Origin of the sequence: Paenarthrobacter sp. 2TAF44, assembly GCF_052114885.1 — a bacterium.
Taxonomy (GTDB): domain Bacteria; phylum Actinomycetota; class Actinomycetes; order Actinomycetales; family Micrococcaceae; genus Arthrobacter.
The window spans coordinates 134,775-148,382 of sequence record NZ_JBFRFP010000001.1 but is presented as its reverse complement, the minus strand read 5'-3'; the positions used below and the strand labels follow the sequence as shown (position 1 = coordinate 148,382).

Genomic DNA, 13,608 nt, shown 5'->3' with positions numbered 1-13,608 from the left:
GAGAAATTAGTGACCGTCATCAGCAACCCTGTCCTGCCGGGGTTCTCGCCAGATCCGTCCCTTATCCGTGTGGGTGAGTGGTTCTACCTGGCCAACAGCTCCTTCGAGTGGTACCCAATTGTCCCGATCCACCGCTCCCGGGACCTGAAAACCTGGGAGTTTGCCGGCTCGTTCAGCGGCCCGGACGCAGTTCTGGAACTCAGGGGACTGGGGGATTCGGCAGGTGTCTGGGCGCCCTCGTTGAGTTGGTCTGATGGCCTTTTTTGGCTGGTCTTTACCGTGGTCCGGAGTTTCGGCGGACCACACAAAGACATGGACACCTACATCACACGTGCGGCCGACGTCGCCGGTCCCTGGTCGGCCCCTGCCCGTGTGACCACCACGGGTTTTGATCCATCCATCTTTCATCACGAGGGCCGCCACTGGCTATTGAACATGGAATGGGACCACAGGCCAACCGGGCGCGGAGGTTTCGCCGGCATCAACCTCCAGGAGCTGAACGCAACCGGGACAGCGACCATTGGCGAGCCTCGCATCATTCATCGTCGTGCCGAGCTCATCGAGGGACCCAATCTCTACTTCTTCAAGGACCGCTTCTACCTCATGCTCGCCGAGGGCGGAACGGGTCAGAACCATGGCATCGCCATGATGCGTTCCGGTTCTCTTTTCGGCCCTTATGAACCGGATCCGCACGGTCCGGTGCTGACCTCCCGCGACGATCCCACCCACATGCTGCAAAAGGCCGGGCACGGTGAAATCGCCGTCGCTGAGGATGGGACCCTTTTCCTGGCACATTTGGCTAGCCGGTGGGCTGAAAAGGACGGCAAGCAATATTCCATCCTTGGACGCGAGACGTGCATTCAGCGAATGCGGTTTACTGACGACGGCTGGTTGCGCCTGGAGCAGGATGGCTGGCATCCGTCCCTGACGGTTGAAGGTCCAAAACCAACGCTCGACGGCGCCGCTCCGGTTTCGACGTCAGTGCCGGCCGCTCAGGCTGCTGATACCAGCACCGTTGGCGGGTTCGCCACAGAAGCGGTGACCAATGATGGCCACCTGACTCTGGGTTGGCCCTGGAGTTCCCTGAGGCATCCCGTCACATCACAGTGGGCCAGCCTTTCGGAACGGCCTGGATGGCTTCGCCTCACGGGACGATACAGCACGGACTCGGTCCTGGAGCAGTCACTGGTGGCGCGCCGCTTGACCAGCGGCAGCCTGAGGGCGGGGGTGACAGTTGAAGCGCAACCAACCAATTTCACTCAAAGCGCTGGACTCATTTTCTACTACAACACCTCAAGTTACTTCTACCTCAGGACGACCGTAAGGGAAGCCGGAGGAGAACTGCTTGATGGCGACGCACCAATTGAGCAGATTCTCGAAGTGTTCGAGAAAGACCCGTATAAGGGCCTGCATTCCTTCGGGTCCGTTGTGGTGGAATCGAGCTTTCCCCTCCGTTTGGAAGCCACTCTTGACGGCGGACGTTTGCAATTCTTCTGGTCCGACCTGGGTAAACCGCTTCAACGGATTGGGCCCGAACTCAATGCCCTCCAATTGTCCGATGATCATGGAGACACATTGCGGTTCACGGGGGCCTTCGTCGGCGTCGCCGCACAGGACCTGCGCGAGCGGCGCTTTACTGCCGACTTCACGGACTTTCAGTTCCAGCCACTGGCAGGGCAGTCAGTCCTATGAGCGAGAGCCCTAATAAGCAGACCCCCACGCATCAGAAACCTCCGGTCCTCGGGGATGTCGCGAAGGCGGCCGGCGTTTCCGTTCCAACGGTTTCCCGTGTCTTGACGAGCAGCAAGTACGTTGCCCCCAGCCTCCGGACCCGTGTACTGAAAGCAGTCAACGACCTCGGCTATCGTCCCAACGTGGCCGCTCGAGCCACAAGGTCCGGAAAGCGTTCCATGGTGGCGGTTCTGACGGGCGCTACCTCCAATTATGGATACGCCCAAACCATTGAAGGCATTGAGAGAGCTGCGCGCCAGGCGGGCATGTCCGTCATCATCGCGGTAGTGGAATCCGACGCCGAAGAAGCAGTCAACGCCGCAATCGACCTCGTCCTCTCCCAACCCGTGGCCGGCGTAGTGATCCTGGAATTCGATCGCCCCGGACTTGCTGCCGTCCAGGCTTTTCCGCGCTCCATTCCCATGGTGGTGGCCGGCGGAGGAACAGGCCGTTCCACCAGAACCACCAGCGCTCTGCTCGATGAACATGGTGCCGGGAAGGATGCTACCGACCACCTTCTTTCGCTGGGGCATCGGACAGTGCACCACATAGCAGTTCCCACCATGGGCAAGCAGTCCGGCCGAACAGAGGGTTGGAAGGCAGCTTTGACAGCAGCGGGGATTCCTGTGCCCCGGATTCTGCACGCTACCTGGGAGCCTTCCAGCGGCTACAGCGTGGGCCGGAAACTCGCCGCCCAAAGTGATGTTACGGCTGTGTTCTGCGGGAATGATGATGTGGCGATTGGCGTCATCAAGGCATTCGTGGAATCCGGCAGGCGAATTCCCGAGGATGTTTCCGTGGTGGGCTTTGACGATCAGCCGCATGTGGCCATGTGGCGACCAGCTCTAACCACCATCCGGCAGGACTTCCAGGACCTCGGTTCCCGCGCGTTCGGGCTGCTGGAAACGGCTTTGGACGGCGGTCCCAAGCCGCCGACTGCTTCCACGGTTAAACCAAAACTCATCATCCGCGGCTCCACTGCTGCCGTCGGATCCATCTTCAGCCACTGACAAAAGGAGAGCTTTACCGTGAACATTTCCTGGAGGGCACCGTGACCCTCACGCACGCCAGTTCCGAGCTTGAGAACAAGCCGCCCACCGCAGGTGTTCCCCAAGGAGGGGATGTCCTGGCGTGGGGTAATGATTGCCTGACCTTGCACATTCTCCATGGGGCGCACATGGCTCCGAGGCTGCTTACGATCGGGCACGCACAGCTTCCGCTGCCGGACCTGGAGGGGTTGCGTCGGTCGTCCTTGCCCATTGTGGAGATTGCACTGGCTGGCGACGGTCGGCATGGCACCGCGGGCAAGCGGCACGTCGACGGCGCTGCTGCCCAACGTTTGCGACTCATCGAAGTGCGGGAATCTGAGACCCATGGTGTGGCCCGGCTGTGTCTGCTTGCCCGCGATCCGGAGACCGGCCTTGAGGCAACTGTCTATTATGAGCTGGCGCCAGGGTCCTCCGTGCTGCGCTGCTGGACTGAGCTACGGGCCGGGGCATCCGCCGTCGGGCTTGAATATGTGTCTTCCCTGGTTCTTTCCGGGCTGGGCCACTCCCGGGACTGGGAGGAGGGCATGGGTCTATGGCAGGCAGCGAACCCGTGGTCCGGCGAATTTCGGTGGCGGCGTGCCAGTCTTGCCGAACGGGGCCTGTACAACGTGGGCATGGTGGAATACGAGCAAGTCGGTTCCAAAAACCGGATCGCGCTGACATCCACCGGTGCATGGTCCACGGCAGAACACCTTCCCATGGGAATCCTGGAAGATCTTGCAACAGGGACGATGCTTGCGTGGCAGGTAGAGCACAACGGAGCCTGGCACTACGAATTAGGGGACCGGTACAACGACCTCTACCTCGCGGTTTCCGGTCCAACGGCCGCTGAACACCAGTGGGCGCTGACGCTCCAACCGGGCGAAGCTTTCACCACCGTTCCGTCAGCTGTGGCTGTGGTGCCCGCCGGCGGTATCGATGCTGTCACGGCAGAACTCACTGCCTACCGTCGTCGGATTCGCAGGCCTCACACTGACAATGTTGAGCTTCCCGTTATTTACAACGACTTCCTCAATGGGCTCATGTCGGATCCCACAACCGCAAAGGAACGTCCGCTGATTGCGGCAGCTTCAGCAGTTGGCGTTGAAGTCTTCTGCATCGACGCCGGCTGGTACGACGACGAAAACGGCGGCTGGTGGGATTCGGTGGGGGAGTGGGAGCCCTCCGTGACCCGCTTCCCCGACGGCGGTCTGGCTGGCCTGATTGCAGAAATCCGGGCCGCCGGCATGAAACCCGGGTTGTGGTTGGAGCCTGAAGTTGTGGGTGCGCGAAGTCGAATCGCTGAGCAGTTGCCTGCCGAGGCCTTCTTTGTGCGCAGTGGCCAGCGGATTAAGGAATGGGGACGCTACCAATTGGACTTGCGTCACCCTGCTGCGAAGTCACATCTGGACGGGGTAGTCGACCGGTTGATGGCGGACTTCGATCTTGCGTATCTCAAACTGGACTACAACGTCGATATCGGCGCAGGCACGGACCTGAACGGTGCCACTGGTGCAGGGCTCCTGGAGCACAACCGGGCCTATCTGGAGTGGGTGTCTGCAGTGATGGATCGGCACCCCGGACTGACTGTTGAAGGTTGCGCGGCCGGTGGATCCCGAACTGACGGTGCGTCCGGTGCGGTCTTCCCCATCCAGTCGCTGACGGATCAGCAGGACTTCGTCAAGACGCCGCCCATCTCAGCTGCCGCACCGCTTGCCATTGCTCCCGAACAGTCCGGTGTTTGGGCCTCCGTGGATGGATCGATGGGTGATGAGCAACTGGCATTCTCAATCGCCAGCGCGCTACTCTCCCGCGTACACCTCGGGGGCCGGATCGATACCCTCAGCCCCGGGCAGTTGGGCGTGATCCGTGCGGGCCTTGATGCCTATAAGGCCCTGCGCGCCGATATTTCATCCAGCGTGCCAACCTTCCCCTTGGGACTGCCGGGCTGGCGGGACAACTGGATCGCCCAGGGCGCGCGGCTCGGAGAACGCACGCTTGCCGTCATTGTTCACAGGCGGGGAGGCGAAGAGCAGCAATCAATTGACCTGCCCGCCTGGCTTGGAGAGCACCCCAGCGCAACGGTGGCGTATCCGCCCTGGGGTGCGGCAGACGCCATCGTACTTCCAGCCGCGGCCGGCGCGGCGGTACTCAACGTGACGCTCGCTCAAGAAAACAGCGCACGACTGATCCTCCTGCACGCCTAAGAACACTTCCATTAACTCCAGAGTCAGGTACAGATATGAGCCCTTACCAACAGGCGGCGGCCACCGTCCGAACAGCCACAGCATTGACCGACCAACACGGTGACATCGCGCAACTCCATGGAGTCGGTGTGCTGTTCCACGAGGGCCGGTACTACGCATGGGGTGAAGAAAAAAGTGCAGGAGCACTCTTTACTTCCGTCGAATGCTACTCAACTGAGAACTTCGCAGTATGGCGCCACGAGGGGACTTCCCTTCGCAGGGAAGGCGCCGGCGATCTGGGTCCACAAAGGATCGTTGAGAGGCCGAAGGTGCTTTTCAATTCCGCCACGGGGTATTTCGTGATGTTCCTGCATATCGACTCACCGGACTACGCCGAAGCCAGGCTTGGTTTCGCCCGGTCAACATCACTCATAGGCCCCTATGAATACCTGGGGAGCTCCCGTCCCCTGGGCAATTTAAGCCGCGATATTGGCGTCTACCAGGAACCCTCCGGCCTCGGTGTGCTGATGTCTGAAGACCGGGAAACCGGACTGCATCTGTACCGCCTGGCCCCGGACTATCTCAGTGTTGAGTCGGTTCTGTCCACCACCCTGAAAAATGATGGAAGCCATGGGTACGAATCGCCGGCCTTGGTGTGCGTTGATGGTTTGTATTATCTGTTTGGATCAGACTTGACCGGCTGGAACATGAATGACAATAAATTCGCAACCGCCGCCTCCCTTGAGGGGCCATGGTCTGAATGGCATGATTTCGCGCCGTCCGGCAGCCGAACGTTTGATTCACAGGTCAGCGCCGTAGTCCCTGTCCTCGGATCCAGCAGTGTTTCCCACGTCTACATTGGCGACCGCTGGAACCAGCACGACCTCTACAACTCGCTCCCCGTCATCCTTCCCATCAGCATCGGAGGCGGGCACGCCAGCCTTAGCTGGCGGGATGAGTGGTGGTTGGACTGACGGCGGCAGTTGACTCCCGAATAACGAGCTCCGGTTTGACGGCCGAGGAACCGGGAACCTCGCCAGTGGCCACGGTCGCGGCAAGAAGGGCAAAAGCCCTCGCTCCCAGGTCCCGGAAATCCTGCCGCACGGTGGTCAAAGCGGGCCTCCACATAGCCACGTGCGGCTGGTCGTCGAAACCAACCACCGACACGTCCTCCGGGACGCGCTTGCCGCTGTCGAGGAGGGCACTGATCACGCCGATGGCGACATCGTCATTGCCGCAGAAAACCGCAGTGACGTCGTCTCTGGCTGCAAGGTCTTTCCCCACGCGGTAACCGCTGGCCGGTTCCCAGGTTGCGTGCAATACCGGCGGGACCGGGGCGCCCGCAGCCGTCAGGGCTGCCCGCCAGCCTTCGGTGCGGCCTGAGTGCTTTCCCATCGTCGGAACTGAAACGTGATGGACGGTCTGGTGGCCGAGCGACAGCAGGTGGTTGGTTGCGTCCCTCCCGGAACCGCGCTCATCCAGAAGCGCTGCCGGAGTTTTTCCCGTGCGTCTGCTTCCGCCTCCGGCCGAGACCAAGGGGACAGATTTCGGGAACGCTTTCACTGCAGCCAGGCCCGGCCGGTCGAACTCAAGGATGATGACGCCAGCCACGGGCTGGGAAAGGACGAGGTCGATGGCCGAGTTGACGGCGTCGTCGTCGTCGGACTCAATCACTGAAATGATCACTGAGAGGCCCGCGGCCCGAGCCGCCTTCTCGATGCCCTCGATGGTCTTGGCATAACCGTAATTCGAAGTTGCTCCAGTCAACACGGCGACCATCGATCGTTTCCCGGACCTGGTTGCCCGGGCAGCGCCGTTGGGCCTGTAGCCGAGCTCGGCGACAGCTTTCATTACCCGTTCGCGGAGTTCCGGTGCAACATACTTGCTGCTGGTCAAAACACGCGAAACCGTGGGAACGGACACCCCCGCTGCCTTGGCGACGTCGCTCAGCACGGGAATCTTCTGCTTCAAGGGGTAGTCCGGAATCTTGGTCACAGTCCTCAGAGTAGTGCCAATCCTGCGTCTCCGGGCGAGACTCTCGGTTCAGTGGGTAATCGTTATCTTCACGTCAGGTCGTCGAAGTCTCCTCGCGCCCAGGCTGCATGCCGTTGGGCCGAATCGTGTAGAACGGCTTTGGCTCCGGAGGCGATGACGTTGTTGAAGTTGCCGTAGATCCTGTCGAACGTGAGTTCTTCCAGCTGTGCGGAGACCCGCAACGCTACTGCCCCCGATAGCGGCAGATGATTCGGGTAGCTGCGCATGAAGGCGACGGAGCGGCGGTCTGGATTAGGAAAGACGCTGTCGCCGGTCAGCAGGACCCCTTTGCCGCCCGCTCCTGCAGTCCAGTGCGCCACTGCGCTGCCGGGGAAGTGGCCTCCTGTCTGGTGCAGTGTCAACCCTTCGGTGATGGTCCTGCTGCCGGTCCAGTAGGAGATGGCTGGATCATTACGGCCAACCCATCGCCGGTCGGCGTCCGCCACAAGCACGGGGACGCCGCCGAGCCGACGTGACCACTCCACCTGCACCCCGAACATATGGGGATGACTGGCTGCGATCGCCACAACCGGGCCTCGCTCGAGGATTGCTTTCACGCTGATGTCATCAACGAATCCAACGGGATCCCACAGCAGTGAACCCCCTGGTGTCACGACAAGCTGGGTAGTTTGGCCGATCCCGACTTTCGGTGCGGTTCTGATGCCGATAAGTCCGGGCTCGTTCTCCTCCAGCAGTAAACGCTGGCCGTCCTGCGCCAACTCGTCGAGTGAAAGCCACTTTTGCCCGTCCTCGGGCACGTACTGCCGCTCGTCGGTGCAGATCGGGCAGAGTTCGGGCGTCGGCTCGTCGCGTTCGACGGCGCAGGTTGCGCAGATCAGCATAGCTTCCCCTTCCCGGCTTAGGACCCGGTCGGATCCGGCCGGCGCCCGGATAGATTTTCAACGGCTTGCTCGATCCCCACTGCCTCGGCTTCGACGTCCTCCATATACAGCCTGCCGGACGTGATCAGGCCGTCGTTTACTTCGAAGAGTGTGACCCCACGGGCTTGGAAGGGTTGCCCGTCGGTACGATTACCGGTCCATGACCATTCTGTCCATGTGGTGTTTCCGTCGTCGACTGTGCGGATCGATTCTGTCCGAAAGTCAGGTATTCCAGCGAACATCGCAGCCCAGTTCGCGTGCATCTGACCCCTGCCTGTGAAAGTCCGGCCAGGGTGGGCGGGCTGCTCGCTGTGGTAGTTCTCGTGGAACAGCGCTGCCATCCCCTCGAGATCGTGCGCGTTCATCGCCAGCAAGAGCCGGTCTATGACTTCACTCAACCTTGGTTTCCTTCCGCTCAGTGTTTGCCACCTTCAACCGCGCTTCTGGACGCGCGTGATGAGATGCCCAGCCTGGCGCCAATTTACGCGCAATCAGCCCTCCACTCCAGACCCTAAATCTCCGGCAGGGTGCGGATTTCATCCGGGTCTGGTTCACGCTCTGAACTAAAACCCGTCCGTGTACAGCACGTACAGCAGGTAGAGCCGTGAACCTGCGGCCATTCAGGGATGTAGCCTAAGACCCTAAGTCCATCCCTGAACCAATAGAGGTAGCGCTGAATGGCCAAGGCCGACGCCGCGCCGGACGTTGCCCCGACGCCGCGCCATCAACACCTGATCGTCACTGTCTATGGCTTGTATGCCCGCCATCAGGACGGAACGTTCGCGATCGCTGACCTCGTACAACTCTTGGGGGACCTGGGAGTTGAATCAGCAGGCGTACGTTCGTCGGTTTCGCGGCTGAAGAAACGCGGAGTCCTGGTCAGCGTGAAACGCGGGAATTCTGCGGCCTACAAACTCTCGCCGGGACTCGAGGACGTTTTCAATGCCGGTGACGAACGGATTTTCGCTCCCCGTCGTGCGGACAAAGACGACGCATGGCTCCTCGCCTCATTCTCGGTCCCCGAGACACAGCGGCACTTGCGACACAAGCTCCGGAGCATCCTGACCCGTATTGGCTGTGGGCAGGTGTCTCCGGGGTTGTGGATCGCACCCGGAAATCTTGCGTCCGACGTCGAACACCAGCTGCGGCGGGCCGCGCTCATGGACTACGTGGAGCTCTTCAAGGCAACCCATCTGACCGGCGGCCACCTGGAGGAGAAGGTGGGCCAATGGTGGGATCTGCCGTCGTTGGAAACCCTGTACACGGACTTCATTGCACGGCATCAGCCCGTACTCGATCGCTGGGAGAACCACGAAGAGAAGGCTGGGGCGGTCGAACCGCTGAAGCAGGCCTTTGTGGATTACGTTCCCATGGTTACCCAGTGGCGGAGGCTTCCCTATATGGACCCCGGGCTCCCGGAAGAATACCTGCCTGAAAATTGGCATGGACTGGCCGCGCAGGAGCTCTTCACCAAGCTGCACGAGCTGCTAAGTCCGAAGGCCCATGATTATGCCCTGTCCGTCGTCGGATCACCTGCAAAGTCAGACGCGGTTGCAGTCGCAGCCCTTTAACAAAGGTCTGCACATACACAACCGTGAAAAGGGTTGGGGCAGCATTGCGCCCCAACCCTTTTTCCATCGACCCATCCGGTTTTCAGTGCCCCTGGAAGGCCTCCGCCAGCCACCAGGAGCCACCGTCCGAGGCGATCTTGGCATCGATCACTAACGGCCGGTCCTGCCCACCGTCCCGGAAGGCGGCAACCCATTCCCGCACTGGCTGCAGGTCCTCAAGCGTTCGGACAGTCACGCCTTCGGCTCCGTATCCCCGGGCGATCGCGGCAATATCCGTCTCGGGGAAGGACACGCTGCCCAATTCCTCTTGGGGGTGGTGCTCGGCGAAGTGGTGGACCTCAGCGCCGTACGCGGCATCGTTGTAGACGATGCAGACCAGCGGCAGCTTCAGCCGGACGGCGGTCTCCAGTTCGCTGATGCCCATCAGGAACCCACCGTCTCCGGCACCCAGGACCGGCAACCGCTGCGGTTGCGCTATGGCAGCGCCGATTGCCGTGTAGAGGCCAAGGCCAATGGCCTGGAATGCCTGGGTAAAACAGAACCCGAATTCGTCCGGCACCGCCAAATACTGGCTGGGGTAGCCCATGAAGTTGCCCGAATCCACTGCGACAATCCTGTCCGCGGGAAGGATGGTATCCAGTTCCCGGCTGATGACCCGTGGGTCGATCGACGTCGCCGTGCCAAGGTCCGGAGTCTCCACGTCCCGCCACCGTGCACTTTGTTTGATGGCCAGGGCGTTCTGCTCGGTGCGGTACTTTTCCGCCGGTGCAGGCTGGATGGTCCTGAGGACGTCCAGGGCGTCCTCGGCCGTGAGGGCGGAATCACCCAGCACGCCCAGGGTGATCTGCCTGTTGGCGCCCAACGAGGAATCTTCGACGTCGATCTGGACTACTTTTGTCCCGGCCGAGATCAGCCGGCCGTGACGCATGGTCCACATATTCAGGGTGCACCCCCACCCGATAATCAGGTCCGCTGAGGTAATAAGCTCCGCGGTCAGGGGAGAGGAGAACCCGCCGGAGATGCCCAAGTTATGGGAATCGCCGTTGAACAGCCCGTTGGCCACAGCCGAGGTCGCCACGAGCGCGCCCGCGTGCCGGGCCAGGGCCAGGATGGAATCCCGGGCGCCCCTGCCGCCGCGGCCCGCTACAAACACGGGACGTTTCGCGTTCGAGATCAGCTCCACCAGCTGGTTCACTGCGCTGGTATCCGGACGAAGCCGCGCCGGTACAGGCACGACGACGGTACTCACCGTATCGGCCGCGGTTCCGCTTTGGACATCCAAGGGCAAGCTGAGGACCACGGTCCTGCGCTCGTTCACCGCTGTTCGGAAGGCCCGGACGGTATCCGCTACAGCCGTTTCGGGGGAGTGGATCCGTTCCGCCACGGCCCCGACACTGCGCGCCAGGGCATCCTGATCGATCTTGAAGTTGGAACGGATGGCCGCCGCCTGCGTATCGGCCGTCAGCACGATCATCGGTGTGCGGCTCTTGGCAGCTTCTCCGACGCCGGTGATCGCGTTGGTCAGCCCACATCCTTGGTGCGTGGTCACCACACCCACCTTGCCCGACATCCTGGAGTAGGCATCGGCCATGGTGGCAGCGCCGCCCTCATGGCGGGCAGCAGTGTACGGAATGCCGGCGCTCATCAGGGTGCTGGTGACGTCGAAGTTGCCGCTACCCACCACCCCGAAGACGTGACCGACTCCCAGTTTTGCCAGCGTCCGGCCCACCAGCGTAGAGACTCTTACCTGCTCGCTCATGCGCCCGGCTCCGAAGCCGTGCTTGCGGTATTTGCCGAGCTCTCAACCAGCGCATAAACGCGGCTGGGGCTTCCCGTCCCACCAACGATAGGCAGGGGTGCAACCACCAGCGTCGCGCCGGTGACCGGGAGGCGATCAACGTTCCGCAGCGACGTCACACCGTATTTGTCAGCGCCGAGCAGGAACGAATGGACGGGGAACATCGGGTCCAGCGTTGCGGCCTGGCCGGCGTCAATGCCGACCGTTTCCACGCCGAAGCCGCTGATCGACGCGTTTCCCGCCAGCCATTTGGCACCAGCCGCGGAGACCCCCGGAGTGTGGGGGCCGGCGTCGTCAGCGTTCATGAAGTCCGCAGCGTTACCGCCACGAGCGGACCAGCCGGTGCGGAAGATGACCCAGCAGTTTTCCGGGAAGGGCCCATGCTCCTGCTGCCACTGCTCAAAGTGTTCGGGCTCCAGCAGGAAATCGGCGTCCTGTGCGGCTTCGGCGCTCTTGTCAATCACCACGGCCGGCCCCACCAGGCGGTGCGGCTCGATCCGGTCAACAGACTTCCCGTCCTTGCCCGTGATCCAGTGGACGGGAGCGTCCAGGTGCGTCCCGGCGTGTTCGCCCACCGTGACGTCGTTCCACGCCCAGGCCGGTCCGGCGTCGTCGAAATTGCTGACGGGAGTCAGCGAAAGCCCAACAGTGTTGGCCAGGGGTTGGGGAAGATTCAGAATCGGGGTATCACCGCTGAGCGGCGTGGTGAGGTCGACGACGTCGATGGCGCCGGATGACAAGCCTGCGGTGAGCTCATTTAGAACAGACATTGTTCTCCTGTCGGGTTGATGTGTGGGTTCATTTCAATTTCTGAGCAACCAAATGCCCCGATCCGCCGGATAACCCGGGGCCGGGATGGGTGGACGCGCCGATGTGCCACAATCCCTTGACGGAGGTTTTGTGGTTTGCGGCCTGGGGAAAGGGCCGCCAGAGGAGGTTTTGGAAGAGCTCCGCGGATCCACCGTACGGATCGCCGTTGACGGCATTGGGGTTTTCCGCAGCCAGATCGGTCGGTGCCAGGATGTCCCAGGCCAGGACGGACGCCTTGGTGCCCGGCGCGAATTGTTCGAGCCTGGTCAGGACGCGTTCCATGTACTGTTCCTTGAGTTCCTGTGTCCAGCCGCCGTCAACGGCGAGCGCCCCTGCGGCATCCGCCACGGGGGAGAAGGGCACTTCCTGTAACTGCAGCCATAGTGTCGCTTTGCCTGCTGGGGCTCTGGAAGGATCCAGGACGCACTGTTGACCGACGACGACGGTAGGTTCCGTAGGCAAGAGTCCCGCCTCGGCTTGGGCGCAAGCAATTGCAGTGCTGTCCGAACCGTTGCTCAAGTGAACCAGGGGCACGGAACCCAACCGGGGATCGAGCCATTGGACCGGTTTGTCCAGGGCCAGGTGGATCTGCATGGCCCCGCGGCCGTTCTGGTAACGCGCGGCTGCTTCGGCCAACCCCGCTGGTGGCTGGCGCAACAGCTTGGAATACAGGGCCTGGGGTGACACGTTTGCCAGGACGGTCGGTGCGCTGACCAGTCCGTTGGAGGTTTTCACTCCCGTTGCACCCTTGGAATCGACCAGGACTTCTTTGGCTTCTGTGTCCAGCATGATCCGGACGCCTTTATCCCTCAGGAGGGTCTCGAAAGCAGCGATGAAGTTCGAGGCTCCGCCTTTCACCACCGGGAGGCCAAAGCTGTGCATGCTCAACGCCATAACTGGAAGCATGACGCCCCCGGTCGCTTGGTCGGGGCCGAGGCCGGCGTGAAGGAGCCAAGGGGACCACAGCTGGTCGGTTTGCCATCCGTTGAAGCGGCTGCGGAGGTAGTTGCGGCCACTCATGAGCGAATCGCGGACGAAAGCCTCGGTACCCTTGACCTTTCCTCGCCTCAAAGCGCCGGCGGCGATTGCCAGCACCTCCTTGAAAGAGCGCAGTTCAGCACCGAACGCACCGAAAATGGTCCCTGCATTGCGGCCGAGGTCCTCCAGCATGGCCAGGTAGGCGCCTTCGTCTCCGTGCTCCTGCAAAGCCGAAGCAGTGAGTGCCGGGTCGCGATGGGCCACGACCACCCTGTGTTGCCCTGTCTTTGGATCGGCTGCCACGCTGGCCGTCACCGCGCCGTCGGAATTGCAGTATTCCAATCCCCTCGCATGCAGTTCGCTTCCCAAAGCCTGGTAAGCGCCCCCGGAAACGAACAGGGGGTGCCAGGAAGAGAAGGAATCGTGGACGAACCCGGGGAGCGTGCGTTCCCCTGAATGGATGAAGCCGCCCAGCCTGTCGGCCCTTTCAATGAGGCAGACGCGCTTCCCGGCCATTGCAAGCTCCGCAGCGGCTACCAGGGAGTTGATCCCCGAACCAATGATGGCAATATCAGTGGAGTCCGTCATGGA

General features: G+C 61.8%; 11 protein-coding genes. 5 read left to right on the top strand and 6 right to left on the bottom strand.

Annotated elements, in window-relative coordinates:
- Positions 1-9: 9 nt before the first annotated feature.
- Genes AB4Z15_RS00660 through AB4Z15_RS00645 form a run of 4 tightly spaced genes read left to right on the top strand, consistent with a single transcriptional unit; the run spans position 10 to position 5,919 of the window.
- Positions 10-1,692, top strand: coding sequence for a family 43 glycosylhydrolase (locus AB4Z15_RS00660; RefSeq protein WP_442015579.1), 1,683 nt, complete (start codon positions 10-12; stop codon positions 1,690-1,692).
- The gene (locus tag AB4Z15_RS00655; protein ID WP_442015578.1) at positions 1,689-2,741 is read left to right on the top strand and encodes a LacI family DNA-binding transcriptional regulator; all 1,053 of its coding nucleotides are present in this window, start codon (positions 1,689-1,691) and stop codon (positions 2,739-2,741) included. Before AB4Z15_RS00660 ends, AB4Z15_RS00655 begins: the two co-directional genes overlap by 4 nt.
- 41 nt (positions 2,742-2,782) lie before the next feature.
- Positions 2,783-4,966, top strand: coding sequence for a glycoside hydrolase family 36 protein (locus AB4Z15_RS00650; RefSeq protein ID WP_442015577.1), 2,184 nt, complete (start codon positions 2,783-2,785; stop codon positions 4,964-4,966).
- A 35-nt stretch (positions 4,967-5,001) separates the two neighbouring features.
- Positions 5,002-5,919, top strand: a complete 918-nt coding sequence (locus AB4Z15_RS00645) for a family 43 glycosylhydrolase (protein ID WP_442015576.1) — start codon at positions 5,002-5,004, stop codon at positions 5,917-5,919.
- Here the strand turns inward: AB4Z15_RS00645 and AB4Z15_RS00640 are convergent.
- From AB4Z15_RS00640 to AB4Z15_RS00630, 3 genes are all read right to left on the bottom strand, one after another.
- Complete coding sequence (locus AB4Z15_RS00640) at positions 5,888-6,940, bottom strand: LacI family DNA-binding transcriptional regulator (RefSeq protein WP_442015575.1); 1,053 nt, start codon at positions 6,938-6,940, stop codon at positions 5,888-5,890. The two genes, AB4Z15_RS00645 and AB4Z15_RS00640, sit on opposite strands and share 32 nt — an antisense overlap.
- Positions 6,941-7,008: 68 nt before the next feature.
- Complete coding sequence (locus AB4Z15_RS00635; protein WP_442015574.1) at positions 7,009-7,821, bottom strand: hydrolase; 813 nt, start codon at positions 7,819-7,821, stop codon at positions 7,009-7,011.
- A 17-nt stretch (positions 7,822-7,838) separates the two neighbouring features.
- On the bottom strand, positions 7,839-8,258 hold the full coding sequence (locus AB4Z15_RS00630; protein WP_442015573.1) for a nuclear transport factor 2 family protein: 420 nt from the start codon (positions 8,256-8,258) through the stop codon (positions 7,839-7,841).
- A gap of 279 nt (positions 8,259-8,537) precedes the next feature.
- Between AB4Z15_RS00630 and AB4Z15_RS00625 the strand changes: the two genes are divergently transcribed.
- Positions 8,538-9,431 (top strand): PaaX family transcriptional regulator, encoded by an 894-nt coding sequence (locus AB4Z15_RS00625; protein ID WP_442015572.1) that lies wholly within the window; start codon positions 8,538-8,540, stop codon positions 9,429-9,431.
- A gap of 82 nt (positions 9,432-9,513) precedes the next feature.
- On the opposite strand, the gene AB4Z15_RS00620 is transcribed toward AB4Z15_RS00625, so the two are convergent.
- The 3 genes from AB4Z15_RS00620 to AB4Z15_RS00610 are packed head-to-tail and all read right to left on the bottom strand — an operon-like array spanning position 9,514 to position 13,605.
- Positions 9,514-11,190 (bottom strand): thiamine pyrophosphate-binding protein, encoded by a 1,677-nt coding sequence (locus AB4Z15_RS00620; protein WP_442015571.1) that lies wholly within the window; start codon positions 11,188-11,190, stop codon positions 9,514-9,516.
- Positions 11,187-11,999 carry a cyclase family protein gene (locus tag AB4Z15_RS00615; protein ID WP_442015570.1) on the bottom strand — a complete coding sequence of 271 codons (813 nt, stop codon included), beginning with the start codon at positions 11,997-11,999 and terminating at the stop codon, positions 11,187-11,189. The genes AB4Z15_RS00620 and AB4Z15_RS00615 overlap by 4 nt, the downstream gene beginning before the upstream one ends.
- Positions 12,000-12,027: 28 nt before the next feature.
- On the bottom strand, positions 12,028-13,605 hold the full coding sequence (locus tag AB4Z15_RS00610) for a phytoene desaturase family protein (RefSeq protein ID WP_442015569.1): 1,578 nt from the start codon (positions 13,603-13,605) through the stop codon (positions 12,028-12,030).
- Positions 13,606-13,608: the final 3 nt, after the last annotated feature.

Excerpts from the sequence above, each read along its gene's own strand:
- AB4Z15_RS00635 (WP_442015574.1), bottom strand. The coding sequence starts at position 7,821 with ATGCTGATCTGCGCAACCTGCGCCGTCGAACGCGACGAGCCGACGCCC.
- AB4Z15_RS00625 (WP_442015572.1), top strand. The coding sequence starts at position 8,538 with ATGGCCAAGGCCGACGCCGCGCCGGACGTTGCCCCGACGCCGCGCCAT.
- AB4Z15_RS00655 (WP_442015578.1), top strand. The coding sequence starts at position 1,689 with ATGAGCGAGAGCCCTAATAAGCAGACCCCCACGCATCAGAAACCTCCG.
- AB4Z15_RS00620 (WP_442015571.1), bottom strand. The coding sequence starts at position 11,190 with ATGAGCGAGCAGGTAAGAGTCTCTACGCTGGTGGGCCGGACGCTGGCA.
- AB4Z15_RS00610 (WP_442015569.1), bottom strand. The coding sequence starts at position 13,605 with ATGACGGACTCCACTGATATTGCCATCATTGGTTCGGGGATCAACTCC.
- AB4Z15_RS00645 (WP_442015576.1), top strand. The coding sequence starts at position 5,002 with ATGAGCCCTTACCAACAGGCGGCGGCCACCGTCCGAACAGCCACAGCA.
- AB4Z15_RS00615 (WP_442015570.1), bottom strand. The coding sequence starts at position 11,999 with ATGTCTGTTCTAAATGAGCTCACCGCAGGCTTGTCATCCGGCGCCATC.